Annotated in this window: 29 protein-coding genes; all 29 read right to left on the bottom strand. The window is 58.3% G+C overall.

Features of this window, described 5'->3' with window-relative positions; translation table 11 throughout:
* The 29 genes from KJS47_RS00590 to fliG all read right to left on the bottom strand — a co-directional run bounded on the left by KJS47_RS00590 (nt 1) and on the right by fliG (nt 25,648).
* The gene (locus KJS47_RS00590) at nt 1-786 is read right to left on the bottom strand and encodes a FliA/WhiG family RNA polymerase sigma factor (protein ID WP_213521866.1); all 786 of its coding nucleotides are present in this window, start codon (nt 784-786) and stop codon (nt 1-3) included.
* 18 nt (nt 787-804) lie between these two features.
* On the bottom strand, nt 805-1,272 hold the full coding sequence (locus KJS47_RS00585; protein WP_213521864.1) for a hypothetical protein: 468 nt from the start codon (nt 1,270-1,272) through the stop codon (nt 805-807).
* Nucleotides 1,273-1,767 carry a chemotaxis protein CheD gene (locus KJS47_RS00580; RefSeq protein ID WP_213521862.1) on the bottom strand — a complete coding sequence of 165 codons (495 nt, stop codon included), beginning with the start codon at nt 1,765-1,767 and terminating at the stop codon, nt 1,273-1,275.
* Entirely contained in the window at nt 1,764-2,384 is a 621-nt protein-coding gene (locus KJS47_RS00575) for a chemotaxis protein CheC (protein WP_213521860.1), read from the bottom strand. The genes KJS47_RS00580 and KJS47_RS00575 overlap by 4 nt, the downstream gene beginning before the upstream one ends.
* Nucleotides 2,385-2,389: 5 nt before the next feature.
* Nucleotides 2,390-2,851: a chemotaxis protein CheW gene (locus tag KJS47_RS00570; RefSeq protein WP_213521859.1), complete on the bottom strand. Its 462-nt coding sequence runs from the start codon at nt 2,849-2,851 to the stop codon at nt 2,390-2,392.
* 27 nt (nt 2,852-2,878) lie between these two features.
* Nucleotides 2,879-4,924 (bottom strand): chemotaxis protein CheA, encoded by a 2,046-nt coding sequence (locus KJS47_RS00565; RefSeq protein ID WP_213521858.1) that lies wholly within the window; start codon nt 4,922-4,924, stop codon nt 2,879-2,881.
* Between the two features lie 38 nt (nt 4,925-4,962).
* A complete protein-coding gene (locus tag KJS47_RS00560; RefSeq protein ID WP_213521857.1) occupies nt 4,963-6,435 on the bottom strand; it encodes a protein-glutamate methylesterase/protein-glutamine glutaminase in 1,473 nt (490 codons plus the stop codon).
* A 34-nt stretch (nt 6,436-6,469) separates the two neighbouring features.
* On the bottom strand, nt 6,470-7,378 hold the full coding sequence (locus KJS47_RS00555; RefSeq protein WP_213521856.1) for a MinD/ParA family protein: 909 nt from the start codon (nt 7,376-7,378) through the stop codon (nt 6,470-6,472).
* Entirely contained in the window at nt 7,371-8,756 is a 1,386-nt protein-coding gene (gene flhF, locus KJS47_RS00550; protein ID WP_213521855.1) for a flagellar biosynthesis GTPase FlhF, read from the bottom strand. The genes KJS47_RS00555 and flhF overlap by 8 nt, the downstream gene beginning before the upstream one ends.
* On the bottom strand, nt 8,753-10,786 hold the full coding sequence (gene flhA / locus KJS47_RS00545; RefSeq protein WP_213521854.1) for a flagellar biosynthesis protein FlhA: 2,034 nt from the start codon (nt 10,784-10,786) through the stop codon (nt 8,753-8,755). The genes flhF and flhA overlap by 4 nt, the downstream gene beginning before the upstream one ends.
* 22 nt (nt 10,787-10,808) lie before the next feature.
* Nucleotides 10,809-11,900: a flagellar biosynthesis protein FlhB gene (flhB, locus tag KJS47_RS00540; protein ID WP_213521853.1), complete on the bottom strand. Its 1,092-nt coding sequence runs from the start codon at nt 11,898-11,900 to the stop codon at nt 10,809-10,811.
* 16 nt (nt 11,901-11,916) lie between these two features.
* Entirely contained in the window at nt 11,917-12,711 is a 795-nt protein-coding gene (gene fliR / locus KJS47_RS00535; protein ID WP_213524895.1) for a flagellar biosynthetic protein FliR, read from the bottom strand.
* Nucleotides 12,712-12,720: 9 nt separating this feature from the next.
* Nucleotides 12,721-12,990 carry a flagellar biosynthesis protein FliQ gene (gene fliQ / locus KJS47_RS00530; protein ID WP_213521851.1) on the bottom strand — a complete coding sequence of 90 codons (270 nt, stop codon included), beginning with the start codon at nt 12,988-12,990 and terminating at the stop codon, nt 12,721-12,723.
* A gap of 25 nt (nt 12,991-13,015) precedes the next feature.
* The gene (gene fliP, locus KJS47_RS00525) at nt 13,016-13,771 is read right to left on the bottom strand and encodes a flagellar type III secretion system pore protein FliP (protein WP_213521848.1); all 756 of its coding nucleotides are present in this window, start codon (nt 13,769-13,771) and stop codon (nt 13,016-13,018) included.
* Nucleotides 13,768-14,259: a flagellar biosynthetic protein FliO gene (locus KJS47_RS00520; RefSeq protein WP_213521846.1), complete on the bottom strand. Its 492-nt coding sequence runs from the start codon at nt 14,257-14,259 to the stop codon at nt 13,768-13,770. The genes fliP and KJS47_RS00520 overlap by 4 nt, the downstream gene beginning before the upstream one ends.
* A gap of 133 nt (nt 14,260-14,392) precedes the next feature.
* Entirely contained in the window at nt 14,393-14,755 is a 363-nt protein-coding gene (locus tag KJS47_RS00515; RefSeq protein WP_213521844.1) for a response regulator, read from the bottom strand.
* Nucleotides 14,756-14,808: 53 nt separating this feature from the next.
* Nucleotides 14,809-16,116, bottom strand: coding sequence for a flagellar motor switch phosphatase FliY (gene fliY, locus KJS47_RS00510; RefSeq protein WP_213521843.1), 1,308 nt, complete (start codon nt 16,114-16,116; stop codon nt 14,809-14,811).
* A complete protein-coding gene (fliM, locus tag KJS47_RS00505; RefSeq protein ID WP_213521841.1) occupies nt 16,106-17,104 on the bottom strand; it encodes a flagellar motor switch protein FliM in 999 nt (332 codons plus the stop codon). The genes fliY and fliM overlap by 11 nt, the downstream gene beginning before the upstream one ends.
* Nucleotides 17,105-17,139: 35 nt before the next feature.
* Nucleotides 17,140-17,610, bottom strand: coding sequence for a flagellar basal body-associated FliL family protein (locus tag KJS47_RS00500; RefSeq protein ID WP_249716010.1), 471 nt, complete (start codon nt 17,608-17,610; stop codon nt 17,140-17,142).
* Nucleotides 17,611-17,832 carry a flagellar FlbD family protein gene (locus KJS47_RS00495; protein ID WP_213521839.1) on the bottom strand — a complete coding sequence of 74 codons (222 nt, stop codon included), beginning with the start codon at nt 17,830-17,832 and terminating at the stop codon, nt 17,611-17,613.
* 61 nt (nt 17,833-17,893) lie between these two features.
* Entirely contained in the window at nt 17,894-18,718 is an 825-nt protein-coding gene (locus KJS47_RS00490; RefSeq protein WP_213521837.1) for a flagellar hook-basal body complex protein, read from the bottom strand.
* A 90-nt stretch (nt 18,719-18,808) separates the two neighbouring features.
* Nucleotides 18,809-19,183, bottom strand: coding sequence for a TIGR02530 family flagellar biosynthesis protein (locus tag KJS47_RS00485; RefSeq protein ID WP_213521835.1), 375 nt, complete (start codon nt 19,181-19,183; stop codon nt 18,809-18,811).
* Complete coding sequence (locus KJS47_RS00480) at nt 19,180-19,629, bottom strand: flagellar hook capping FlgD N-terminal domain-containing protein (protein WP_213521833.1); 450 nt, start codon at nt 19,627-19,629, stop codon at nt 19,180-19,182. The genes KJS47_RS00485 and KJS47_RS00480 overlap by 4 nt, the downstream gene beginning before the upstream one ends.
* 16 nt (nt 19,630-19,645) lie before the next feature.
* Complete coding sequence (locus tag KJS47_RS00475) at nt 19,646-21,067, bottom strand: flagellar hook-length control protein FliK (protein ID WP_213521831.1); 1,422 nt, start codon at nt 21,065-21,067, stop codon at nt 19,646-19,648.
* Between the two features lie 34 nt (nt 21,068-21,101).
* Complete coding sequence (locus KJS47_RS00470; protein ID WP_213521829.1) at nt 21,102-21,998, bottom strand: MotE family protein; 897 nt, start codon at nt 21,996-21,998, stop codon at nt 21,102-21,104.
* Between the two features lie 33 nt (nt 21,999-22,031).
* Nucleotides 22,032-22,472: a flagellar export protein FliJ gene (fliJ, locus tag KJS47_RS00465; RefSeq protein WP_213521827.1), complete on the bottom strand. Its 441-nt coding sequence runs from the start codon at nt 22,470-22,472 to the stop codon at nt 22,032-22,034.
* Between the two features lie 6 nt (nt 22,473-22,478).
* Complete coding sequence (gene fliI, locus KJS47_RS00460) at nt 22,479-23,798, bottom strand: flagellar protein export ATPase FliI (RefSeq protein WP_374707013.1); 1,320 nt, start codon at nt 23,796-23,798, stop codon at nt 22,479-22,481.
* Nucleotides 23,791-24,636, bottom strand: coding sequence for a FliH/SctL family protein (locus tag KJS47_RS00455; RefSeq protein ID WP_213521825.1), 846 nt, complete (start codon nt 24,634-24,636; stop codon nt 23,791-23,793). The genes fliI and KJS47_RS00455 overlap by 8 nt, the downstream gene beginning before the upstream one ends.
* Nucleotides 24,629-25,648, bottom strand: coding sequence for a flagellar motor switch protein FliG (gene fliG, locus KJS47_RS00450; RefSeq protein WP_213521824.1), 1,020 nt, complete (start codon nt 25,646-25,648; stop codon nt 24,629-24,631). The genes KJS47_RS00455 and fliG overlap by 8 nt, the downstream gene beginning before the upstream one ends.
* Nucleotides 25,649-25,650: the final 2 nt, after the last annotated feature.

Here is a 25,650-nt window from a genome sequence, read left to right as displayed (position 1 = left end):
CTAGTCCTCCAAAAGCTGAGGCTTCCAGCGGTCAAGCGCCCCTCTCAGCCGAAGGATCGCCTTGGAATGCAGCTGGGAAATGCGCGAGGGCGACAGCGACATCACTTCGGCGATTTCGCTGAGAGACAGCTCCTCGAAATAGAACAGCGAGACCACCGTCCGCTCCTTTTCAGTCAGCCGGTCGATAGCTTTGGCCAGCATTTCCTTCAGGAAGAACTCGTTGACCTTATAGTCAGGATTCCGGGACGATTCGTCGACCAGCAACGACAGACGGGTGTCGGCTTCCTCGTCCTTCAGCGGATCGTCGATCGAGCAGACGGTCGTGACCGCCACCTCCTGAAGCATATGCTGGAACTCCTTCTCGGACACGTTCAGATATTGGCTGATCTCCGAGTCGGAAACCGAGCGCAGATGCTCCTGCTCCAGCTTCTGATAGGCATCCTCGATCTTCTTTGCCTTCTCTCGAATCGAACGGGGAACCCAGTCGTTCTGCCGGAGGCCGTCGATCATGGAGCCGCGGATGCGCCAGGAGGCATACGTCTCGAACTGGAGCCCCCGCATATGGTCAAACTTGTCGATGGCATCAATCAAACCGATGATACCGAAGCTCATCAGGTCGTCCCGGGATACGTTCTTCGGCAAGCCGATCGACAGCCGGCTCGCGACGAACTCCACAAGCGGCAGATAACACTCCATTAACTGCTGCTTCGCTGTGAAGACCCCGTCTTCCTTCCACTGGCGCCAAATTTCCATATTGGTTAAATGAGAGGTTTTCGGAATAGCCATATTCTACCTTCACCATCCTTACTCTTCTGACAGATGGCGCACCGCTTTTGCGAGCTCATCCGGCTCCAGTTTCTGCTTGGTGAGCAGTCTTGGAGGGGTCAAGGGGGCAAACTGCTCGCGCTGTCCGGGTGGTGGTCCGCCGTCTTGTGGAGAACCGACGAAGGAAGCATCCGCCTCGTCCAGCGATTGGGTATCGGCTCCCGAATGAGGGGCCGATTCGTCCGGCGTCTGTAGATCGATTGACCGTCCCAAGTGGCTGGGAGCGGCCGACTCCACGCCGCCCTGGGGCGAAGCCTGCTTGCCCAGAGAGGGCACGAAGCTGCCCAGCGCCCACCGGAACAAATAAGCGGCCGCGAACAGGACGGCAAAGCTATAAAGACTGTGCGTCAGCGTCGTCAGGAATACATTGTTGCCGACCGATGCAGCGAATGTGAGGAGAAAGCCCAATCCGCCGATCGCGGCATTCCACCGCCACGTTCCGATCATCTAGAGATCCCTGCTTCCGTTCTGGGCACTGCGAACCGACAGCTTGCCGGTCGCGCAATCCAGTTCAATCGTACGTCCATAATTGCCTCCCGTATCTTCTGCGACGATCGGGATGCCGTAAGTGCCAAGAATGCCCCGGCACGCCTCGATATTCCGAGGACCAATCCGCATCGTTTCGGTTTGCTTGCCGAATTGGAACATCTGGGCGCCTCCCGCCATCTTGGCCACCAGCCTCGTCCTCTGCGCTCCTAGACAATCCATGCGTGCCAGCAGCTCGGGAAGCGCCGTATCGGCGAATTTGGCCAGATTCAGCGCCCCCTCTCTTGCGATGGAAGAGGAGGGGAGCATCACGTGCGCCATTCCGGCCACCTTGATCACTGGGTCGTAGAGCGTCACGCCGACGCATGAGCCGAGCCCGGTCGTGCGGATGGCTCCTTCTCCCACGGCCGTGTTCAAATCCGCCATTCCGACTTTGACGAGGGGAGAGACCGTCATGGAGTCGGCACTCCCAGCGCCTCAAAGATCGCTTCGAAGGAGGTCGGATCCGGAATGTAGAAAAACCGGCCGGCCGTCTCCTCCGTTCCGTTCAGGAACGAAGTGTCGATCAGGAGCGCATGATCCCCGCTAGCTCCGTATTCCATGACGCCGTATCCGAGAATGGCTCCTGCCATATCGATGGCCAGCGAAGGCACGGACGGAGTCAATGTCATGCGCGTCAGCTCGGACAGAGAGGTTAGATAGGAACCGGCAAGAATGTTGCCGATCTCCTGCAAAGCCGACAGTTCCATCTCGGTGAAGCCTTCCTCTCCTCCTGCGGTAAGTCCCGCCATCTGGCGAAGCAGCCGCCTGGCCGAGTCTATCGTGAAGAACAGGAACAAGTTGCCCGGCGCCTCTCCCTCTGCCCGCAAAAACACAGCCACAACGATCTCTTCGGCGCCGCCGAGACAGTCCGAGATTTCCTCGAAGGAGACGATCCGGACGGTCGGCACCCGCATATCGATCGGCTTGTCGAGGAGTTTGGACAGTGCAGTCGCGGCATGACCGGCGCCTATATTCCCCACTTCCTTCAGAACATCCATCTGAAAGGGTTCGAATTGTTTGACTTCACTCATGCCGCTTACCCCTCGAATTGCTCAAGCTGGATAATCTCCTTCTTGTTCAGCACCTCTTCCAAGTTGAGCAGAACGAGCAGCTTCTCCTCGCTTATCCGTGCGATGCCGCGCAGATACTTGGCCTTGATTCCACCGACAATCTCAGGTGGATCGGTAATGTTATCCTCGTTCACGCTCGTGACGTCGTTGGCGGAATCAACGATAAAGCCGACTTCCATGTCGTTCACCTTCACGACAACAATCCGGGTTGCATCGGTGTATTCGGACTCCGGAAGCCCGAACCGGCTGCGCAGGTCGATAACCGGCGTCACGACTCCGCGCAGATTGACGACTCCTTTAATGAAGGCGGGGGTTTTGGGAACCCGCGTCATCGGCAGCATCCGTTCGATGGTGCGAACCTGCTCCACCTGAATGCCGTATTCTTCCGTGCCAAGCGCAAACACAATGACCTTCAATTCCTCACCCATGGCAATATGCCTCCTCGCAGTTATCCATTATTTAAACAAGGCGTTCGTATCCAGGATCAAAGCCACTTGCCCGTCTCCCAAAATCGTCGCGCCCGAGATGGCAAACAAATTGGTCAAGTAAGCGCCGAGCGATTTGAGGACGATCTCCTGCTGTCCGATGAACCCGTCCACCAGCACGGCCGCCAGCTTGTCCCCTTTGCGGATGACCAGCAGCTCGATGCCGTTCTTGGACTTCGGCGCTTCACCGGGAATCTCCAGTACCTCGCGAAGCGACAGGACCGGAATGACACTTCCCCGGTAATCAAGCATCGCATTGCCGTGCACCGTCCGGATCGCCTCGGGCTTCACGATCGCCGTCTCCACGATGGACGACAGCGGAATGGCATATTTCTCACCGCCTACTGAGATCAGCATGGCCGCAATGATGCTCATTGTGAGCGGAAGCTGCACGGAAAAGATGGTCCCGACACCCTGTTTGGTCTGAACAGTGACATGACCGCCGAGCGATTCGATCTTCGTCTTGACGACATCCAGCCCGACGCCGCGTCCCGAAATGTCCGAAATTTGCTCCGCCGTGCTGAAGCCGCTGGCGAACAGCAGCATCGCCGCTTCGGCGTCCGACATTTTGTCGGCCTGCTCTTTGGTAATGATGCCTTTGTTCAAGGCGGTCTTCAGCACCTTTTCCCGGTGAATGCCGTTGCCGTCATCCTCGATCTCGATGAAGACATGATTGCCGCTATGATAGGCGCGCAGCTGGATCGTACCGGTCTCCGGCTTCCCGGCGGCGGCTCGCTTGTCGGGCGTCTCGACACCGTGGTCGAGAGCGTTGCGGAGGAGATGGACGAGCGGGTCGCCAATCTCGTCAATCAGCGTCCGGTCAAGCTCGGTATCGGCTCCCGTGATCACGAAGTCGATTTTTTTGCCGAGGTTTTTGGCAATATCGCGCACCATGCGCGGGAACCGGTTGAACACGGTATCCACCTGCACCATTCGCAGCTTGAGCACCAGGTTCTGCAGATCGCTTGAGACACGGCTCATATGCTCGACCGTGTCGGTCAGATCCGAATGGCGGACTTCCCTGGCCAGCTGCTCCAGTCGGACGCGGTCGATCAGCAGCTCGCTGAACAGGTTCATGAGCGTATCGAGCTTCTCGATATCCACGCGGATGGATCGGTTCTGAACTGGAGCTGCGCCGGCCTTGGCGGCTACCGGCTTGGGGGCCGGAGGTGCCGGCGGAGCGGGAGCCGCGGCCGTCGCAGCTGCCGCCGTTTGATCGGTGGCCGCTTGCAGCTCCTCCTGCGCCTCCTGCCGGGCAGCGGGAGCCTGTCCGCTCAGCAGTGCCTCGTCGAGCGCTTCGACGACGACCCGATCGACCTCTGAAACGTTCTCTAGCTCCATCTGCAGGACGGCCGCCGGCTGGTCGGAGATGAGATAGACGGTGAAGCCAGTCTCGAAATTCTCCTTCTCGATCTCTTCGGCGGGAGGGTCGGATACCGCTACCTCACCCTTGCTTTCCAGCACCTGAAAGACCATATACGCGCGAACCGCCTTGAGCAGACAGTCGGAACGCAGGTCGACCCGAATTCGGTACACCTGCATGCCAGCCGCTAATGAGGACAGCAGTACGCCGCGTTCGAATTCATTCAATCCTCCCGCAGTTACCGCAGCTGCCGCCGCTTGCTGGGGAGCCGGCTCGCCCTCCACGATCGCTTTGAGCCTCGCGACCAGTCCCGAGACGTCGGCACTGCCGGTTCCGCCTCCGATAATATCGGCCACCATCGACTCCAGAGCGTCCGCACAGCTGAACATGGTGTCGAGGATCTGCGTGGAGACGCTCAGCTCCTCGTTGCGGATCATGTCCAGCACGTTTTCCATCTTGTGGGTAAGCGAGGCGATGTCCTCGAACCCCATCGTCGCCGACATGCCCTTTAGCGTATGGGCCGACCGGAAGATGACCTGTACGATCGAGATGTCGGTCGGGTTGTTCTCGAGCTGAAGCAAGTTGTCATTCATCGCCTGCAGGTGATCCTTGGCCTCCTCGATGAAGACCGATAAATACTGATTCAAGTCCATAGCCGTTCCCCTCCGAATGGTGCAATCTACTAATCGATCTATTCCTGCCGGCTCTGCCTCTCCGACAGCCTCTGTGTGAGACGGGTTGCAATGCGTGTCAGCGGAAGCACCTCTCCTGCCGCCCCCCGCTCGATCGCCGAGCGGGGCATGCCGTATACGACGCAAGTATCGGCCGCTTCCGCAATCGTGGTGGCCGCGCCGGCTTCCTTCAGCGCCAGCATGCCGCTGGCCCCGTCGCTGCCCATGCCGGTAAGAAGGACAATGTGTCTGCGCAGCTCCCGAAAGTCCGTGAGCGATTCGAACAGCTCATCCACGGACGGGCGATGCCCCGCGCGGGGAGGCTCCTCCGACAACCGGATCATGTAGCCGCGTCCGCTCCGGACCAATGTCATATGCTTGCCGCCCGGCGCAATATACGCGGTCCCCTTTTCCGGCGCCATGCCCTCCTCGGCTTCGACCACGCGCAAAGGCGTAGTGACGTTCAGCCGGTTGGCGAGCGACTTGGTAAAGTGAGGCGGCATATGCTGGACGACCAGCACCGGCGCGGACAGCGAGGCCGGCAAGCCGCCGAGGACAGTCTGCAAAGCTCTCGGGCCGCCCGTCGAGGTGCCAATCGCGATCACGTCAGCGAACTCCCGCCCACCGGCCGCCCCGCTCTGCTGCGGCATTGCCGAAGCGGCTGCGGGAGTCTGCTCGACACGCTTGGCGGGGCTTGCCTCCCGGCCAGCGGATCCCGGCGGCTGCGTGCGGTCCGTGACCCGCCTGTCCACGTTCGGCGCTCGCTCGGCCGGTTGAGTCCTCGTTTGCCCAGCCGTCGGACGCGCGGAAAGCGGCTCCGGCAGGACATCCGGCCCGGCTGTTCCGGCGGACGTCTTCTCGGCACTCTTCGCGGACGTGCGCTTCCCCGGCTTAGAGCCTAGGCCCGCCGCGGCTGCCGGCTCGGCCCCCAGACAAGTTGAGCCAAATCGGGGCGCTTCCGGCTCGGTCCCCTGCCGCTTTATCGATACCCCCTGAGCTGCGGGACGGCGTACTTCTGGCTTGGGCGCCAGTGCGCGATCCGGCTTAACCGTCTCCTGCTTGACGGGGACCTCCTCCGGCGGCTGGCTGCGCCGGGAATTTGCCGCGCTTTCCAGTTGGCTGTGCAGCCGGTCTCTTACTTTATAAATATCGAGCGACAAGGATCCGGAGGGCTTCTGCAGGAAATCGAAAGCGCCGGCCTCCAACGCCCGCAGCGTCGCCTCCGCCCCTTCCTCGGTCAAGCTGCTCAGCATAATGATCGGGACCGGGCGATCCGCCATAATGGCTTCCACCGCTTCGATTCCGTTCATTTCGGGCATCTCCACGTCCATCGTCACGACGTCCGGCTTCAGTTCCCGATTCCGCTCCACCGCCTCCCGCCCGTTACGAGCGGTGCCCACCACCTGAAAGGCGGGATGGCTGTCCACCAGATCCGCGATCAGCTTGCGCATGAACATGGAATCGTCCACGACTAATACTTGATATGGCTTCATCTATTCCGACCTCCTCTTGCTTAAGCGCTGCTGACTATTGACGGAGCAGATTAACCATCTTCTTGACGAATCTCGCCATCCCGGACTCCCGGTCTTGCGGCTTCGGCGCTCCCGCATCCATCTGGTCGGCCAGCTCCCGTATGCTTCGGCTCGCCGGACATGTCGGGAATGCGGCGAGAAACGGAGTCTGCTTGCGAACCGCCTTTGAAACATATGGGTCGTCGGGGATAAACCCGAGCAGCGGGATGTCCAGGCTAAGGAACCGCTCGGCCGCCATCCGAAAGTTATCCGCCGTCGCCTGGCCTTCCTTCGGATACGAAACGCGGTTCACCACAAGCCGGTACGTAACCGTCCGGTCCATCCCGGCGACCATCTTCAAAATCGCATAGGCGTCGGTGAGCGAGGTCGGCTCGGGAGTCGTGACCAGAATCGTCTCTTCGGCGGCGAGGATGAACTTGAGCGTCTCCTTGGACAGCCCCGCCCCGGTGTCGAACAAAATGTAATCGTATCGGGTGCTGAGCGTCTCGATCTGGGCAGCAAACGAGTCGAGCTCTTCGGGACTCAGATCGAGCAGCTCGCGAAACCCCGACCCGCCGGCAATAAACGAGACGCCTGACGAATGCTCGCGAATGATCTCCTCCATCGTGCGTTCCCGGTTCAGAAGATGATAGAGATTGTAAGGAGGGTGATCGCCAAGCAGGACATCGATATTGGCTAGGCCGATATCGGCGTCGAAGACAAGCACCCGTTTGCCTCTAGCCTGAAGAGCCAGAGCAAAGTTAAGCGAGAAATTCGACTTGCCAACGCCGCCCTTGCCGCTCGTCACCGCCAGGATGCGGGCGGCCGATTCGGCAGGTAGGGACGGCGGCGCGGGTTCCATCTGGGCGGCCGCTGTATGCCGCCCGCTCATCAAATCACGAAGCGCTTGAGCTTGATCACGCATGGGCATCGTCTCCCAGCAGCAGGGCGGCCAATCGGCGCGGATCCGCCAGTTCGATGTCGTCCGGCACATTCTGGCCGTTTGCCAGATAGGACAGCGGGAGGCCGAACTGGCGGGTCAGGTTGTAGACGGAACCATAGCTGTCCGTTTCGTCCAGCTTGGTGAACAGCAGCTTGTCCAGGCGGAATTTGCGAAAATGCTCGGTGATGACGAGCATGTCTCGGTACTTCGCCGTCAGGCTCATGACCAGGTACGTCTCGGCATTCTCTCCTGTGCCGAGAAGCGAGTTGAGCTCAGAGACGAACAGCTCGTTACGAAAATTACGTCCGGCCGTGTCCATGAACAGCACCTCGCAGCCGCTGAGCCGATCAAAGGCTTTCTGGAGATCCTGCGGGGAAAAGACAACCTCCAGCGGGATATTGAGAATGCCTGCGTAAGTTTTCAGCTGCTCGACGGCCGCAATCCGGTACGTATCCGAGGTAATGAAGCCGACCTTGCGTTTGTGCTTCAGCACCTGCTCGGCCGCCAGCTTGGCGATGGTGGTCGTCTTGCCCACGCCGGTCGGTCCAACGAAGTGCACGATGCGGCTGTCCGGCCGGATCGGTTCTACTCCGCTTCCCTCCAGCGTCCGGACAATCCGGCGACGGGCCCGGCGAAGCAGCTCCGTTTCGTCCCAATCGGACGCTTCCGTTTCCATCTCCTGCCGAAGCTCACCCAGCAGCTCTTCGGCCAGGCCGGGCTCCACCTCCTGAAGGGCTAGCCGTTCCCGAAGCCGACTCCACTGCTCCGGCTCGTCGGACGACGCGGTATGGCTGGAGACGCTCAGCCGGCTCATCATTTCTTTCATTTGCCGGATTTCCTTGAGAAGCAGCTCCTGCTCCTCCGGTTGTTTAGCCGCTGGCCGCAGCACATCTTCCGGTGTAGAAGACGGCCGAGGCTCGGCAGCAGCGGCAGCCAGCTCCTGGCGACCCGTAGCGGCGGCATAGCGGGCCTCCGGGAAGCGGGGAGCCAGCGGTTTCGGTTGCCGAACTTCCGTGCGTTCCACGGGCGGAGCCGGAGACGGATTGATCGCCGCACTGTCAGGAGCGGGCGGCTGACCAACCCCCGGTGCCTTGGCCGCGGCCAGTGACGACATCGCCTGCGTCAGCTGCGCCAGCAGTTCTTCGCCGGCCTGCTGCCTCGAGGCGGACGCGGCTGGCGCCGTACGCTCGGTCTCGTCGACGGCCGCCATGACCTCGATCTTCTTCTTGCTGAACAAGCCCAAAATGCCGCCGACCCGGATTTCCTTCGTATTCAGGATGACCGCGTCCTTGCCCAAATCCGACCGAATCTGCAGGAGCGCGTCGGGCATCGTATCGACTACATACCGTTTAACCTTCATAAATTGACCACTCCCACACTTTGGATTTCGACGTTGGGCTCAAGCTCGCTGTAAGACAGGACCGGAATATCCTGCATCGTGCGCTCGAGCAGCTGGCGCAGGTACATCCGGATTGTCGGCGAGGTGAGCAGCACCGGCTGCTGGCCCGCCTGCAGCGCCTTGCCGACCTGCTCGTTCAGCCGGTGGAAGATCATCTGCGAGGAAGCCGGATCGAGAGCCAGATAAGACCCTTGATCGCTTTGCTGGACCGATTCGGCGAGCTTCTTCTCCAGCAAGGGACCGACCGTGATCACCTTCATGGAATCGTCTGACTGGGAATATTGAAGCGTAATCTGGCGCGACAGGCCCTGCCGCACATACTCCGTCAGAATGTCGGGATCCTTGGTGTACGTCCCGTAATCGGCGAGCGTCTCCAGAATCGTAACGAGATCGCGGACGGACACCTTTTCCTTCAGCAGCTTGACCAGTACCTTCTGAATGTCGCCGAGAGAGAACAGATTCGGGATGAGCTCGTCGACGAGCGCAGGATGCGTCTCCTTGACATTGTCGATGAGCGCCTTGGTCTCCTGTCTGCCGAGCAGCTCGTAAGCGTGCTTCTTGATGATCTCGGTCAAGTGCGTCGCCACTACCGATGGCGGATCGACTACGGTATAGCCCGACATCTCCGCCCGTTCCTTCATCTGCTCGTCCACCCACAGCGCCGGAAGACCGAATGCCGGCTCGGTCGTGTCGATGCCGATTACCGATTCGTCGTCGAAGCCCGGGCTCATCGCCAGATAGTGATTCAGCAGCAAATCGCCGCTCGCCACCGTGTTGCCTTTGATCTTGATGACATACTGGTTGGGCTTCAGCTGGATATTGTCGCGAATCCGGATAACCGGCACGACAATCCCGAGTTCCAACGCGCATTGCCGGCGGATAAGGATAATCCGGTCGAGCAGATCGCCGCCCTGCTGCGCATCCGCAAGCGGAATGAGTCCATAGCCGAACTCGAATTCGATCGGATCTACTTGAAGGAGGCTGATGACACTTTCGGGACTCCGGACCTCCTCGATTTGCTGCTCCTCTTCGATCTGCTGCTCCTCCTCCTGTTTGCGGTTCAGGTTCTTCTGCATCCGGAAGGCCGACACGATCAAGATGCCGGCGATCGGGACGGTTGTAATGAGACCGATTGGAGTGAAGAGGCCGAGCAAGAGGATGGTGCCCGCTACGATGTACAGCAGCTTCGGATACGACAGAATCTGCGACGTAATATCGGAAGCGAGATTGCCCTCCGAGGATGCCCGCGTCACGATCAGACCCGCCGCGGTAGAGATGAGAAGCGCCGGGATCTGGCTGACGAGACCGTCGCCGATCGTCAGCTTCGAGAAGGTCGCCGCCGCTTCGCCGATCGACATGTCATGGTACATCATTCCAATAATCAAGCCGCCGATCAGATTGATTATGAGAATGATGATCCCTGCGATGGCGTCTCCTTTGACAAATTTGCTGGCGCCGTCCATCGCGCCGTAAAAATCCGCTTCCCGCTCGATTTTTTGCCGGCGCTCGCGCGCCTGTTTCTCGTTGATCATGCCGGCGTTCAAATCCGCGTCAATGCTCATTTGCTTGCCGGGCATCGCATCGAGCGTGAATCGTGCCGCGACCTCGGCCACGCGCTCCGAGCCCTTGGTAATGACGATAAACTGAACGACGACCAGAATGAGGAAGACGACGAAGCCGACGACGAGATTGCCCTGGGCGACGAAGCCGCCGAACGTTTCGACCACATGGCCGGCCTCGGCATGAGCGAGAATGTTTCGCGTCGTCGAGATATTAAGGGTCAGCCGATAGAGAGTCGTGATCAGCAGGAGCGACGGAAAGATGGAAAATTGCAGCGCATCCTGGGTATTCATCGCGACAAGCAGAATGATCAGCGCGAGCGAAATGTTGATGATGAGGAGAACGTCGAGCATGGGGATCGGAACCGGAACGACCATCATCAGGACGATCCCTATGATTCCTACCAATATGAGCAAATCCTTTGTTTTCACGGCACTTCTCCTCCATAGCTGATTAATTCGCGCGGCCTTTCAGCTTGTATACGTAAGCCAGTACTTCCGCTACCGCCTGGAACAGGTCTGCGGGAATGGTCTCCCCGATCTCGACCCGGTTGAACAGCGCCCTGGCCAGCGGCTTGTTCTCCATTGTAATGATGCCGTGCTCCTTAGCCTTTTCCTTTATCTTCAGGGCGACGAAGTCCGCTCCCTTGGCGATCACGCGGGGAGCTTCCATCTGCCCGGATTGGTACTGGAGCGCGACGGCGAAGTGAGTCGGGTTGGTGATAATGACATCGGCCTTCGGGATGTCCTGCATCATGCGCTGCATGGCCATCCGCCGCTGCCGTTCCTTGATCTTCGCTTTGATGAGCGGATCGCCCTCGATTTTTTTGTACTCGTCCTTTATTTCCTGCTTGGACATGCGCAGCTGCTTGGCATGCTCATACTTTTGGTACAGAAAATCGAAGAACGCCAGCGCCACGAACCCTATCCCGATCTTCACGCCGAGCATGACGATCAGCTTGCCGACATAGGACATCGTCGAGTCGAGCGGCATCCGTGCCAATCCCAGCAGGTTCTCTTTCTCCCCCCACAGCGTGAGAGCAACAATGACTCCGATGACGGTCAGCTTGAACATCGATTTGAGCATCTCAACGAGCGAGCGAAGCCCGAAGATTTTTTTGGCGCCCTCGACCGGATTCAGCTTGCTGAACTTCATTTTGAGCGGATCGCCAGTCAGGAGAAAGCCGATCTGCATAAAGTTGCCGAGCAAAGCGAGCAGCACCGAGATCAGAAAGATGGGGGCCAGCATAATCAAGCCTTCCACCAGGAGCTGATTGAACAGGTGAGACGTATTGCGGATCGTTACCTCGGACAGCAAGTCGTACATGAAGATGGAGGTGAACATCCCTAGCATTCTTTCTTTCAGAAAGCCGCCCAGCAAGAGGAACGAGACGAAGGTGAACAGGAGAATGAACGCGCCGGGCAGCTCCATGCTTTTAGCAACCTGGCCTTTTTTCCTGGCATCTTCTTTTTTCTTGGGGGTAGCCGGCTCCGACTTGTCTTGCGAGAACAACTGGAGATCCAGCCGATAGCGGTAAGTTGTCATCGTCTGCCTCCCGGTACTATGAAGGTCCGCCGGTTCCCGGCCCGAGCAAGTCGAGCAGCTGGCGCACAGAATAGATCAGTTTGGTGAACAGCTCCCCGAACAGGGAGGCCATGCCCGTCATGACGACAATCAGGAGCAGCAGGCCCACTAAAATTTTGAGCGGAAGCCCCAGGACGAACACGTTGAATTGCGGTGCCGCACGAGAGAGAATGCCGAGCCCCACGTCGACCAGGAACAGCGCCGCTACAAGCGGAGCGGCCATCTGGAAGGCGAGCTCGAACGCCGTCGCCATCGACCGAACCAGATACTCGGTGACCTGGCCGCCCGCCACTCGGGCGAAGGCGTCGCTCGAGAGCGGAACCCAGCGGTAGCTCTCGATAATGGCCTGAATCAAATAATGATGGCCGTTGAAAGCAAGGAACAACAGAGTCGCGAGCATATACTTCAAATTGCCGATAAGCGGGCTCTGGGTGCCGGTCAGCGGATCGATGACGTTGGCCATGGCGAAACCCATCTGCATATCGATGAATGTTCCTGCCGCCTGAACGACTGCGAAGAACAGGTAAGCGACGAAGCCCATCAGCAAGCCGATCATGATCTCACGGATGATGGAGAGCAGATACGCGCCGTCAGACAGAGCCGGTAGCTGTCCGATCGAGGTGACCGTGATGAGCGTCAAAAAGAACGAAAGCCCGATCTTGAAGGAAGCCGGTACGTTACGCGCCGAGAACACCGGCGTCACCACGAAGAAGGAGGTGATCCGGCAAAAGACCAGCAGACCGCCGGGCAGCCAGGCAAGCAGCAGATTCATCATGCCGCGTCACCCGATGTAGTTCGGCAGGTTGCTGAGCAGATTCTGGGTGAAATCGACCAGCGTCGTCAGGATCCAGGGGCCGAACAGCAGAACGGCTAGCAGCACCGCCACTATCTTGGGTACGAATGCAAGTGTCTGCTCCTGAATTTGGGTCGTCGCCTGGAAGATGCTGATCGCCAGGCCGACGACAAGAGCGATGACCAGCATGGGGGCGCTTGCTTTCAATACGGTGTATACCGCTTCGCCCGCCAGCCGGATAACAAAATCGGACGACATCGTCTTCTCCTCCTGCCTTTTGCAGTTACTTGGTGAAGCTGAGCAGCAGGGATTTGACAATCAAATACCAGCCGTCGACGAGAATAAACAGCAAGATCTTGAACGGAAGCGAGATCATAACCGGCGGAAGCATCATCATCCCCATCGCCATCAGCGTACTGGCGACAACCATATCGATGATCAAAAACGGGATGAAGATCATGAAGCCCATCTGGAACGCCGTTTTCAGCTCGCTGATCACATACGCCGGCACCAAAACCGTGAGTGGGGTTTCCTCAATGCTGGCCGGCGGCTCCGCCTGCGAATAATCCAAGAACAGCTTGAGGTCCTTTTCTCTCGTATGCTTGCCCATGAACTGCTTGATCGGCACGGCGGCCTTGTTCAGCGCCTCCGTTTGGGTAATTTGGCCGCTCATGTAAGGCTGCAGTGCGGTCTGGTTAATCTCGCCGATTGTCGGCGACATCACGAACAAGGTCAGAAATAGCGCCAGTCCGATCAGCACCTGATTCGGCGGCATCTGTTGGGTCGAGAGAGACGTGCGGACGAAGCCGAGCACAATCACGATTCGGGTGAAGCTGGTCATCAGAACCAGAATGGCCGGGGCCAGACTGAGGATCGTCAGCATGAGGAGAAGCGTGACGGTCGTCGCGCCGCTCCCTCCCCCGCCGATGTCTAAGCTAATATTCGGGATCGGATCCGGTTCCGCCGCATATCCCGTCCCTGCCTGGAGGACGGACAGGATGCCGAGCAGAACGGCCGCAAGCAGCAGTTTTTGTTTCATTTCGTATCATTCAACCGATCTTCGTTGATTTCTTCTTCGAGACGCTTTCCAAGCTCCTTTTTTCTTCTGGCCGCATCTTGGAGCTGCTTCTGAAACAGATCGCCGAAGGAGAGTTCTTCCGGGCTCATATCCCGTTCCAGCCGTCCCGCTCGCTTCGCTTCAAGCTTATCTTTCCAGCCGGAAAGGCCGGGGAGCCCTTTCCAATCGAATGTTTGCTGGGACAGGCTATTCGTTTGAATCCGTTCGACCTCGTCCGGATCGTCAATTTTGTCCAGCAGCTGTACATCCTGCCCGACACCGACGACATACAGCGAGCGGCCGACTTGAATGACCTGCACCGATTTGCCTTGCCCGACCGGCACACCGCCCCAGCTTTTGAGCGAATGGCCGCCGGAAGAGAACGAGCGGTTTTTTTTGGCCAAATACTTCACGATGAGGAAGAAGAGACCGATAATAAGAATGAGGTAGACGACAACGCGAAATCCCATTGAAGCTGCGCCGAACTCCGGAGCACCACCGCCAGTTTCGGCCGCTTGGGCATAGCAGCTAAAGTTTGCCGACAAAGCCGCGCTTCCTAACAGAAGGGCGGCTCCGCCTGTTTTGCGCAAGAGGCTGGCCATATTAGCCCAGCGTCTTCTTGATCGCTTCCAGCACGCGGTCGGCCTGGAACGGCTTGACGATGAAGTCCTTGGCGCCCGCTTGGATCGCGTCGATGACCATCGCCTGCTGTCCCATCGCGGAACACATAATGACCTTGGCGTTCGGGTCGACCTTCTTGATCTCCTTGAGTGCCTGGATGCCGTCCATCTCCGGCATCGTGATGTCCATCGTCACCAGATCCGGGCGAAGCTCCTTGAACTTCTCGATCGCCTGGTGGCCGTCGTTCGCTTCCCCAACCACCTCGAACCCGTTCTTCCCCAGAATGTCGCGGATCATCATCCGCATGAAAGCCGCATCGTCTACAACTAAAATCCGGTTCGCCATGTTCATTACTCCTCCTGATTCCTATTGGAACTCTAGTATTTTTTTCTACTTATTTATTGAAGCTTTTGGAGCCGGTCCCATTGATTCACGATATCGGTCACCCGGACGCCGAAGTTTTCGTCGATGACGACGACCTCGCCTTTGGCGATCAGCTTGTTATTGACAAGAATGTCCACCGGCTCGCCGGCCAGTTTGTCCAGCTCGATAATCGAACCCTGCGACAGCTCTAGAATGTCCTTGATCGCTTTTTGGGTTCTGCCGAGCTCAACCGTTACCTTGAGCGGAATATCGAGCAGCAGGTTTAAATTCGTATCGTCGGCTTGCGTCAGACCCGGCGCCTCGAAGCTGCTGAATTGGACCGGCTGTACGTTGACATTCCGCTGCGGCGCCTGGCTGCCGTATGCGGCGGGCGGCTGCGGTGCGTAGCTTGCTGCCGGCGGCATCTGCGGCTGCTGTCCGTATGGCGGCTGCCCATAGGCGGGCGGCTGTCCGTACGCTGGCGGCTGCGGATAAGGCTGTTCGGCATATGCCGGCGGCATTTGCGGCTGCGCAGCAGGCTGTGTCGGCGGCTGGCTCGGCGCTTGTTGAGCGGCTGGCTCATAGCCGGTCGGTGCCGGAGCTGCAGCAGGAGCGGAAGGCTTCTCTACTGCCGGGGCTGGGGCCGGTTCAGGAACGCTCTCTCCCATCAAGGTTGCTACCAGCTCTTTGGCGAACGAGACGGGCAGCAGCTGCATCAGGTTCGAGTCGATGAGATCTCCGATTTTGAGCCGGAACGATACTTTAATGAAGACATCGTCCTCCGGCAGGTTTTCCTTGCCGGTCCCGTCCGCGAAGTTGAGAATATCGATTCCCGGCGGGGAGATATTGACGAATCGGTTGAAGATCGTCGACATGGACGTTGCCGAGGACCCCATCATCTGGTTCATCGCTTCCTGGACGGCGCTGATGTGAATGTCGCTCAGCTCGTCCGATTCGCTCACGAGTCCGTCTCCGCCCATCATCAGGTCGGCGATGATCTGCGCATCTCTCGTGCGGATGACCAGCATATTGATGCCGTAGAAGCCGTCAATATAATTCACGTGAATTGCGACATGCGGCTTCGGGAATTCCTCCCGGAGCATCTCTTTGGAGATGATGTCAACGGTAGGGGTTGTAATGTCAACCTTGCGTCCCAGCAGTGTCGACAGCGCAGTCGCGGCACTGCCGAACGAGATGTTGCCGATCTCTCCTAGCGCATCTTGCTCAATCGAAGTCAGGTAATCCCCGATGGCCAGCTCGTCCGGGTCGCTATCGCCTCCCGAGCTTTGCCGGAGCAGAGCGTCGATTTCTTCCTGGGACAGAAAGTCTTTGTTATTCGTCATCTTCTTCCACTCCTTCCATCAGCACATCGGTGATCTGAACGGCTGATTTGCCTTTTAACGTACCGGGAACGCCGACAAATTTGATTTTGTCTCCCACCTTGACCTGCAGGCCGTCCCCGACCGCCTTGTCTAGCGATATGACATCCCCGGGGGCAAGTCCCAGAAATTCGCGAACCGTGAGCTGAGAATGGCCCAGCTCCGTCACGAGCTCCAGCTTCGCCTGGCTGACTCTTGATTGAAGCGCCTCCGCTTCCTCCTCCGACTTGTTCTTCTTGTGCGTCACGAACATGTGGTGAACGGAAAGGCGCGGCATGATCGGCTCGATCACGACATGCGGTATACAGAGGTTGATCATGCCGGTGGTCTCGCCAATCTTCGTGCTAAGCGAGATCAGGGCGATCGTATCGTTCGCCGAGGCAATCTGCATGAACTGCGGATTGGTCTCCAGCGCCTCCAGCCGCGGGCTGATGTCCATCACCGTCTTCCAAGCGTCCTGCAGCGTATCCAGCGCCCGGCTGAACATCCGCTCCATTATAATGGTTTCGATCTCGGTCAATGCATTGATCTTGGACGGTGACGAACCGGTGCCGCCGAGCAGTCGGTCCAGCATCGCAAAGGCGACGTTCGGGTGAACCTCCAGCACCATCCGGCCTTCGAGAGGCTCCGCTTCGAATATATTGAGAATCGTCAGCTTAGGAATCGACCGAATGAATTCATCGTATGGCAGCTGCTCGACCTGCACCACGTTAATTTGGACGAAGGTCCGCAGCTGCGTGGAGAAGAAGGTCGTCAAAAACCGGGAAAAGTTCTCATGAATGCGGGTCAGGCTTCTCAAATGGTCTTTGGAGAAGCGGGTCGCCCGTTTAAAATCGTAGGAACGGATCCGTTTTTGCGTTTCTTCCTTTTTCAGTTCCTCCGCATCCATTTCGCCGGACGAAAGTGCGGCCAGAAGGGCATCAATCTCATTTTGTGAAAGAACATCTACCAATTTCTAGACACCCCCTTTCGCAATGGTCGCCCGCATTATTGGAATACGAGGTTGGTGATCCAAATCTGCTGGACTTCACCTTCCGTTAAGATCGGATTGATTTTGCTGATCAGCGTCGAGGTCAGGTTAGCCTGCCCCTTGCTGCCCGCCATCTGCTCGGCCGTCATATCCGCCAGCGTCTGGTTCACGATGCCGCGCACCTTGAAGTCCAGCTGCTCGAACTCCGTCCTGGCTTTCTTGGTGGATAGCTCGAAGGCGAGCCCAATCTGCACGATCCGGTCCTTGCCGGACAGGTTTGTGATGATATCCTTCATCTGATAGGTCATTTCTTTGACCTCGGTAGCGGACGCCTTCTTGGTATTGGCTGCACTCGCCGTATTGGCAGCAGCCGGCGGAGCCGCGTTTTTCTTGTCCATGTAATTCCACATGAAGAGCGCTGCCGTCAAGACGAGCGTAAGAACGATCAACATGGCGAGAATCATTTGAAATAATTTGCTTTTCAGCACTTAAGCTTCCTCCGCTTCCGCGTGATGCGCTGCCGCTTGAATCCACCCAATCGAGCGCAGGTAGCTGCGTACAGCCTCCGTCACGTCTGTGTTCCGTTCGAGCACCGTAATCCGCTTGCCCGTAGTGAGCGTGATCATCGTGTCGGGGGTTTCTTCTACCGTCTCGATCAGCAGGGCGTTCACGGTAATCGGTTTGCCGTTCAAACGGGTAACAGAAATCATGGCTCATTCCTCCCTTGCGATCCGGAGAGCGCCTCCGCTCCCCGGCCGCTGGTCAAGCTAATTACCGCTTCAGGTTGACGACTTCCTCGAGAATCGAGTCGCTCGTCGTAATAATCCGGGAGTTCGCCTGGAAGCCGCGCTGCGCGACGATCATTTCCGTGAATTCGGAGGTTAGGTCGACGTTGGACATTTCGAGCTGTCCGGAGATAATGGCACCAGTTCCGGTCGTCGGATCGTTAGCTTCCCCGACCTCGAACGTGCCGTCCGGATTCGCGTTAGGCGTTACGCTGTACAGGTTATTGCCGAGCTTGGACAAGCCGCTCGGGTTGACGATTTTGACTACGCCGATTTTTAGAGCGCCGTCGCTGGTCTGGTTGCCTTCTGCATCGACCGAGATAATCTCCCCGCCCTTGCCGATCATGAACGCCGTCACATCGTCTCCGAGTGTGATCGGGTCCCCGGCGGAATCACAGACGAGGAACCCTTCGGCCGTTACGAGGTTCCGATTGCCGTCAAGGGTGAAATTCCCCGCACGAGTCAGGTAGGGCACCTCTTGGTCGGCAGTCGCCTTGACAGCGAAAAAGCCGTCTCCGTCAATGCGCAGGTCCGTCACTACGTTCGTCGTCATGGCACTGCCGGGCGTGTGCAGCGTCTCGATGGAAGCGACCGAAACGCCGAGACCGATCTGCTTGGCATTGGCGCCGCCGCGGTCGGAATCCTGCGGCGCGGTGACGCCGGTTACCGTCTGGCTAAGAATATCCGAGAACATTACGCGGCTTTGCTTGTATCCGATAGTGTTGACATTGGCGATGTTGTTGCCGATTACGTCCAGCTTCGTCTGGAATCCTTTCATCCCCGACACACCGGAGTATAACGATCTGATCATGCTGGTTCCTCCTTGATAGTCCCCGTAGTTCCTATGCGGGCTGCTTCTGTCGATCGGCAGCCCAGACCTCCTCCTGGAGGGCCGGTCTTATTACAAAACTACAGCGCTGTCGATTTGTGTAAACACATTGTTTTTCATGGACGACTGATCGATGGCCGTGACGACGGTTTTGTTCTTCACGTTGACGATCAACGCGACGTCACTTGTCAAAATTAACGAGTCCTTGGCTCCTTTGGCCGCAGCCTTCTCCACGGCCGAGGCAATGTCGGCAAGCTTGTCCGGCGAGAGGACGATGCCTCTCTGGCGCAGTCTCGTTTCGGCATGCTGGCTGAACTTCAGCAGCTGGCCTTCCATCAATTGCTGAAAGGAAGCTTTGGAAGCAGAAGGGCCTAGAGCCGCCGGTCGGGCTATGCCCTGTCCATGGAGGACAGGCGGAAACGGGTTGACCGGTATCCGGTTCATCATGATGCCGGGTCCTTCGGGTTGGTTATGCTGATCAGCTTGGTAAGATCGACTTCGTCTTTTCCGACCTTCGCGTACGCTTCCCCGTTCTTGAACGTCAACGCCGTCACTACCCCGGTCTTGGTGGTGATCTGCCCTTTGTCGTCTTTGCCGGACCAGCTGATCTCTTTGCCGATGATCGATGGATCCATACCGAACGACTGGCGGAGTGCTTTTAACTCCAGCCCCATGTTCGTCAGCTGTTCCACGCTCGTGAACTGCGCCATTTGGGCAATGAAATCGCGATCTTGCAGCGGCTGGGTCGGATCCTGATTCTGCAGCTGGGTAATGAGAATCTTCAGGAAGTCATCCTTGCCGAGCGAATCTCCCGCCTTCTTCACATTCGCAGACGCGGTATTGGTCTTGCTGTAATACGGCCAAACGTTATTGGTTCCTACTGCCTGTGGCATCGTGCACCTCCTGTCTTTAAGCGATCGTATCGAAGCTGCCTCCCGTATTCCACCGGGCAGCATCAAGCTCCACTGCCTCTATTGCTGTCTCGTCTTCGTAGCTTCCTTGAGAGGAGCGGCTGTCCTGCCGGGACGCCTGCTCGCGCGGTTGCCGTCCTTGTTCCTGGAACGTGAAGGAGGAGGCCTCCGTCTGCTGCGTCACCTCGAGGCGATCCACTTGCATCCCTTGACTTTGCAGGCTTGTGCGAAGCTGGGCCATCTGCGCTTCCAGCATCTCCTTGGCCATGCCGGACTGCGTCATGAAGTGGGCAGCTAACTGGCCGTTATGCAGCGTGATCTTGATCTCGACCTGACCGAGATGCTCGGGAGCGAGCGTCAGCCGGGCTACAGAAAAATCTCCGTCTCCCGAGGTGCGGAAGGTCTTGACCAGGAAGGCGTCCAGCTCCTTGGCGAACTGCTGGATCGGCACCGGCGTGCCGTCGGGCTTTACCGTAGGGAGAACGGGCCGGCCTTCCGGCTTGATCCCTGCGTCGAGCACATTCACCTGGGAGTTCACGTGGTCCGCTCCTGCCGTCGGTTCAGCAGCCGCATCGGCTTCTGCCGTCTGAGAAGCCCCTTGAGCGGCCATCTGCCGATGTCCAATCGCTTCAAGTCTCGCCAGAAGCATCGAGGCAGGCGCCTTCGTTACGGACATGGTGGGTTCGCTATCCGCAGAGCTCGAATCCGCTCCGGGAACATGTTCCGCTATCTCCTTCCGTGCGATCGGCTGACCGCTACCGGGACCATCCGCCGGCTTCCCAAGCGGCTTATCCAATCCCTGCAAGGCGTCTTCAAGAGACCCTTCTTGCTCCGTAGGGACACCGTCTGCCTGAAGGAGCAGCTGATTCAGCTTGCCCGCCAGCTGCTGCAGGAACGGGTTGTCCGGCTCGGCGCTCAGCGCCTGAAGGAATTGGGAGGTGACGCTGCCTGCCGCTGGCTTGACGGAAGCGGGTCCGCTCACGGGAATTCCTTCCTCCGCGGTGTTCATTTCGTTCAGCTGTCCAGTCGCTGCCGCATTGTCGGCAGGTCCCGCCATTGCCGCCTGAAGAGCAGCGGCCTGCTCCAGCCATTGGGTGAAGGCATCCTCGCCCAGCAGGTCCTCCAGCTTGCTCTCAAGCAGCTTGTCCAGCCCCTCGGGATCCAGCTCCGTTTCGGATCGCTGAACGCTCTCCTCCGCCGTTTGTCCCTGTCCGGTCAAACCGGCCAGCAGCGTACGGAGCTCGCCTAGCAGACTCGCAGCTCCACTATCGGAAGCCGGCGTATTGGAAGTCGGAGCTCCTATGGTGGCGATCAACAAGTCGCCGAACGCGCCTGCTGCCGCCTGGTCCGCTCCGCGCCCGCCCGCTGCCGCTGATTTTCCTGTCGGAGCCGTTTGCACTGCGTTACTCGTAATTTGCATGTTTGTTCACCTCCTTTCCTGCACGGTTTCTGGGTTAGGGAATGAGCTTGGAAGAGATCGACGCCGTCTTGGCCGGATCCTTCTCCGTCATTTTGCTCAGCACCGATGCGCGAGCCCCGCTTTCCATTGTGCTGAGAAGAGCGAGGACCTTCCCCGGAGAGGTTCCGTTCATTTCGAGCAGCAGACCCGCCGCCTGCTCCGGCGCCATGCTGCCGATACTCTTGCTGAGGTCGGTAGTCTCCAGCTTCACGGCAGCCTGCGCATTCTGCTCCTCCAGCGCCTTGACTTTCTCTTGGAGCGCTGCGATCTCCATATCCTTGGCCGGCACTACATTCTTCAGATCGGAGGTGGTCTGAGCAGCAATCTTGGGATCCATTTTCTCGAGAATGCGAGCGCGTTCCTCAGGCTTCATCATGCTGAGCAAGAGCACTCTTTCCTTTCCCGACATGCTTTCGAGGATCGGCGCCGCCTTGCTGGGCGTCATCTTGGTATACATGGAGCTCGTTTGCTGAATGTGCTTCGTGTATTCCTCGTCGGTTGCGGCCTTGGCCTTGCTCTGCTCCTCCAGCCCTGCCACCTTGGCCTGCAGATCCAGAATGATTTTGTCCTTCTCGGCGGCTTCGGCGCGTATCGTCTTGAGCTCTTCCTCTTGCTTTGCCGCTTGCGTCTTCGCAGCAGCCAGCTGCTCCTCCGCCTTCTTTGTCTTGTCCTCTTCCTTCGACTCGACCGGATCGACCGGCTTCGGATCGGGAAACAGCTGGCGGACGACCGGAATCTTGTCGGCCGCACGGAAGATGGTTTGCTGAAAGTCCGTATCGAACATGGACCACAGGACGACGAGCAGCACGACGGTAAACACGACCGGAATGACGAACCAATAGACCAGTCTCTCAAATGCGCTCAGTTCGGATTTTTCCAGATCGGTATCCACTTGAAGCCCTCCTTTCCCAAGCGTTCTTTCCCTTTATAAGCCAGAGCGGTAACGGACCGAGGCGATCTCGTCGAGAGCTGCCTGCTCCTGCCTCAGCACTTCGGCGACGTGGACTTCCTTCGCTTTGTCCCGGGCGGTCGCCCACACCTTTTCTTCGAGCAGCTTTGCGTTCAGAACCTGCTGATTGGCGTCTACCGTCTGCCTCGCCTGCCGGACGTCCCGGTTCTTCTCACGAATCTTTGCTTCGATATGATCCAGATAGGATTGGTAGAGCAGCAATTGGGAGACCGTGGTCGTCTGTCCCGCTTCCTCCTGCAAATGCTGCTGCAGCTCCTTCTTTTCCGAGAACAGGGTGGCGAGGCTCGCCTCCTCGTCCCTCAGCACGCCAACCGACGTGGTGAACGTCCACTCGGCCTGCGTTTTCTCCGACGTCTTCAGATCGACGATTTTTTGGAATGCGTACCGAAACTTCATCTACCCTCATCCTCCAAAAAATTCGCTAAGCAGCCGCTGCTTCGATTCTTCGTAATCCGCCTTCTCGTCCGTTCTCTGCATCGCATATTCCTGGATCGAGCCGATATGCTGCAGCGCCTGGTCAATCTCGGGGTTGGAACCCAGCTGGTAAGCTCCCAAATTAATGAGATCCTCCGAGCTCCGATAGGTGGCCAGCATGCGCTTCAAGAAGTTCGCCGCCTCGCTTTGCTCCGGCGGGACAATCTCCTTCATGCAGCGGCTGACGCTCGCCAGCACGTCGATGGCGGGAAAGTGCCCCCGGTTTGCCAGCTTCCGGTCCAGGACGATGTGGCCGTCCAGAATCCCGCGGACCGCGTCTGCAATTGGCTCATTCATGTCGTCGCCGTCCACCAGTACGGTATAGAACGCCGTAATCGAGCCCTTCGGCCCCGTTCCCGACCGTTCAAGCAGCCGAGGCAGGTTGGCGAACACTGATGGAGTATAGCCTCTCGTGGCCGGCGGCTCTCCGATCGCGAGCCCCACCTCCCTCTGTGCCATCGCATACCGGGTAACCGAATCCATCATCAGCATGACGTCGAGGCCCTTGTCCCGGAAGTATTCCGCGATACTGGTCGCGATCTGGGCACCTTTGATGCGGATGAGCGCCGGCTGGTCCGAAGTCGCGACGACGACGACCGAACGGGCGAGACCTTCTGGACCGAGATCCCGTTCGATGAAATCCAGCACCTCGCGCCCCCTCTCCCCGATCAGGCCGATCACGTTCACATCCGCCTTCGTATTCCGCGCGATCATGCCCATCAATGTACTCTTGCCGACGCCGGAGCCGGCGAAGATGCCGACCCGCTGGCCTTTGCCCATGGTGAGCAGCCCGTCCAGGCAGCGGACACCGACGCTGATCGGCTCCAATACCCGAGGACGCGTAAGCGGATTGGACGGCGCGTTGTTCGTGGAGTAACGCGCCATGCGCATCGGCAGCTCCGAGCCGTCGAGCGGCTTGCCCGTCCCGTCCAGCACTTTGCCCAGCAGCTCGTGGCCGACCTGGATCTCAAGCGGTTTGCCTGTGCTGATAACGTCGCAGCCCGGTCCTATCGACTGCAGGTCGCCAAGCGGCATCAGGATAACCTTGTTGCCCCGGAATCCGACAACCTCAGCGGGCAGCGGCTTGTCCGACTTGGGCGGGTAGATATAGCAGACGTCTCCGATGGAAGCCTCCGGCCCCTCCGCTTCTACCGTCAGCCCAATGACTTGGGTGACTTTCCCAAAGACAGGGACGGGATCGATCTGCGATAATACTTCTAGATACTTGGCAGGATCGGGCCTAGTCATCGTCATCGTCTCCGGCCTCACTTTCCGCAGCCGCCAGCTGCAGGAGCGCTTGCTTGATCTCCATTAGCTGCGTATCGATTCGCGCATCCAGACTGCCGGAGTCGGACCGAATGACACAGCCTTCGTCCTCGACGGTCGAGTCCGGTACGATCAGAAGCTCTGCCTGGGAATCGACCGCGAGCTTCAGCTCGTCGCGGGCATCGTACAGAAACTCGAACTGGGAAGGGGACACACACAGCGTCAGCTGGCCTTTCGTCTTCTTGCGGGAGAGCATGTGCTTCGTCAAGTCCACGACCCAGTCGGGCTCGAGCTCCAGCTGCTTGCGAATGATTTTCTCCGCAATCGAAATGCTCATCTCGATCAAAAAAGGCTCGGCTTCCTGCACGATTTGACGTTTTTTTGCAAAAGCTTTTTCGAGCGACCCCCTGATCTCTGAAATCGTTTCCGAATACTGTTCGTGAACGGATTGTTCCGCTTCACGGAACCCTTGCTGATAGCCTTGCTCGAATCCGAGCTGGCGCGCTTCTTCCGAAGCCTCGGCATCCGCAGCGCGGCGTTCGTTCCACCATTCCTCGATCTCACGGCGTGCCTGCTCCTGAAGGAGCGCGGCTTGCTCATGAGCTTCGCGGACACGCTCCTCGGCCAGCTGCTCGGCTTCCTCCAGAATGCGATCTCGCATCTGCCGCGCTTCTCCGATCTCTTCTCTCTCTTGCTCGGAGAAAGCGGCGTCGGACGCATGCTGGCTGCGCAGCACTTGCTTCTTGGCCAGCTCAAGCAGCGGGTGGATGGTTTTGGCATCCAGCGATACATAGTCGACCGGCTTGATCAGATTAGACAACGATGTCATCTCCTCCGCCACGGGCAATGATGATTTCGCCGGCTTCTTCCAGGCGGCGAATGGTCGCGACGATCCGGGTTTGGGCTTCTTCTACATCACGCAGACGGACAGGCCCCATGTATTCCATTTCTTCCTTGAAGGTTTCGGCCATCCGTTTGGACATATTGCTGAAGATGGCTTCGCGCACTTCTTCGCTCGCCACCTTGAGCGCCAGCTGCAGGTCCGCGTTTTCGATGTCGCGGATAATCCGCTGGATCGAACGGTTGTCGATGTTGACAATATCTTCGAAGACGAACATCCGCTTCTTGATCTCTTCCGCAAGCTCTGGATCCTGCATCTCAAGCGAGTCGAGAATGGTCCGTTCCGTGCCTCGGTCGACTCCGTTCAGGATTTGAACGATCGACTCGATGCCGCCAGCGGACGTGTAATCCTGCGTAACCGTTGCGGATAGCTTCTGCTCGAGCACACGCTCGACCTGGCTCACGACCTCCGGAGAGGTGCTGTCCATAAGAGCGACGCGCTTCGCTACCTCCGCCTGCTTGTCCTGCGGGAGCGACGAGAGAATCATAGCTGCCTGCTCGGCTTGCAAGTAAGACAAAACCAAAGCGATCGTTTGCGAATTCTCGTTTTGGATGAAGTTCAGAATTTGCGCCGGATCCGCTTTTCTCGCAAAATCGAACGGCCTTACCTGAAGAGTTGCCGTCAGCCGGTTGAGGATGTCGATGGCCTTCTGCGCTCCCAGTGCTTTCTCGAGAATTTCCTTCGCGTAGTTGATCCCGCCCTGCGAGATATACTCCTGGGCCAGGCAAATCTGGTGGAACTCCGCAAGGATTTGCTCCTTCTCCAGCGAGTCGACCTTGCGAACGTTCGCGATTTCGAGAGTGAGCTGCTCGATCTCCTCGTCGCGCAGATGCTTGAATATTTGTGCCGATACCTCCGGACCTAAACTGATCAGCAGGATGGCTGCTTTCTGTCTGCCGGTTAACCCTTGCTGAGCGAATGCTTTTGCCAACT

Origin of the sequence: Paenibacillus sp. J31TS4 (assembly GCF_018403265.1) — a bacterium.
Taxonomy (GTDB): domain Bacteria; phylum Bacillota; class Bacilli; order Paenibacillales; family NBRC-103111; genus J31TS4.
This window is presented reverse-complemented; position numbering and strand designations above follow the sequence as displayed.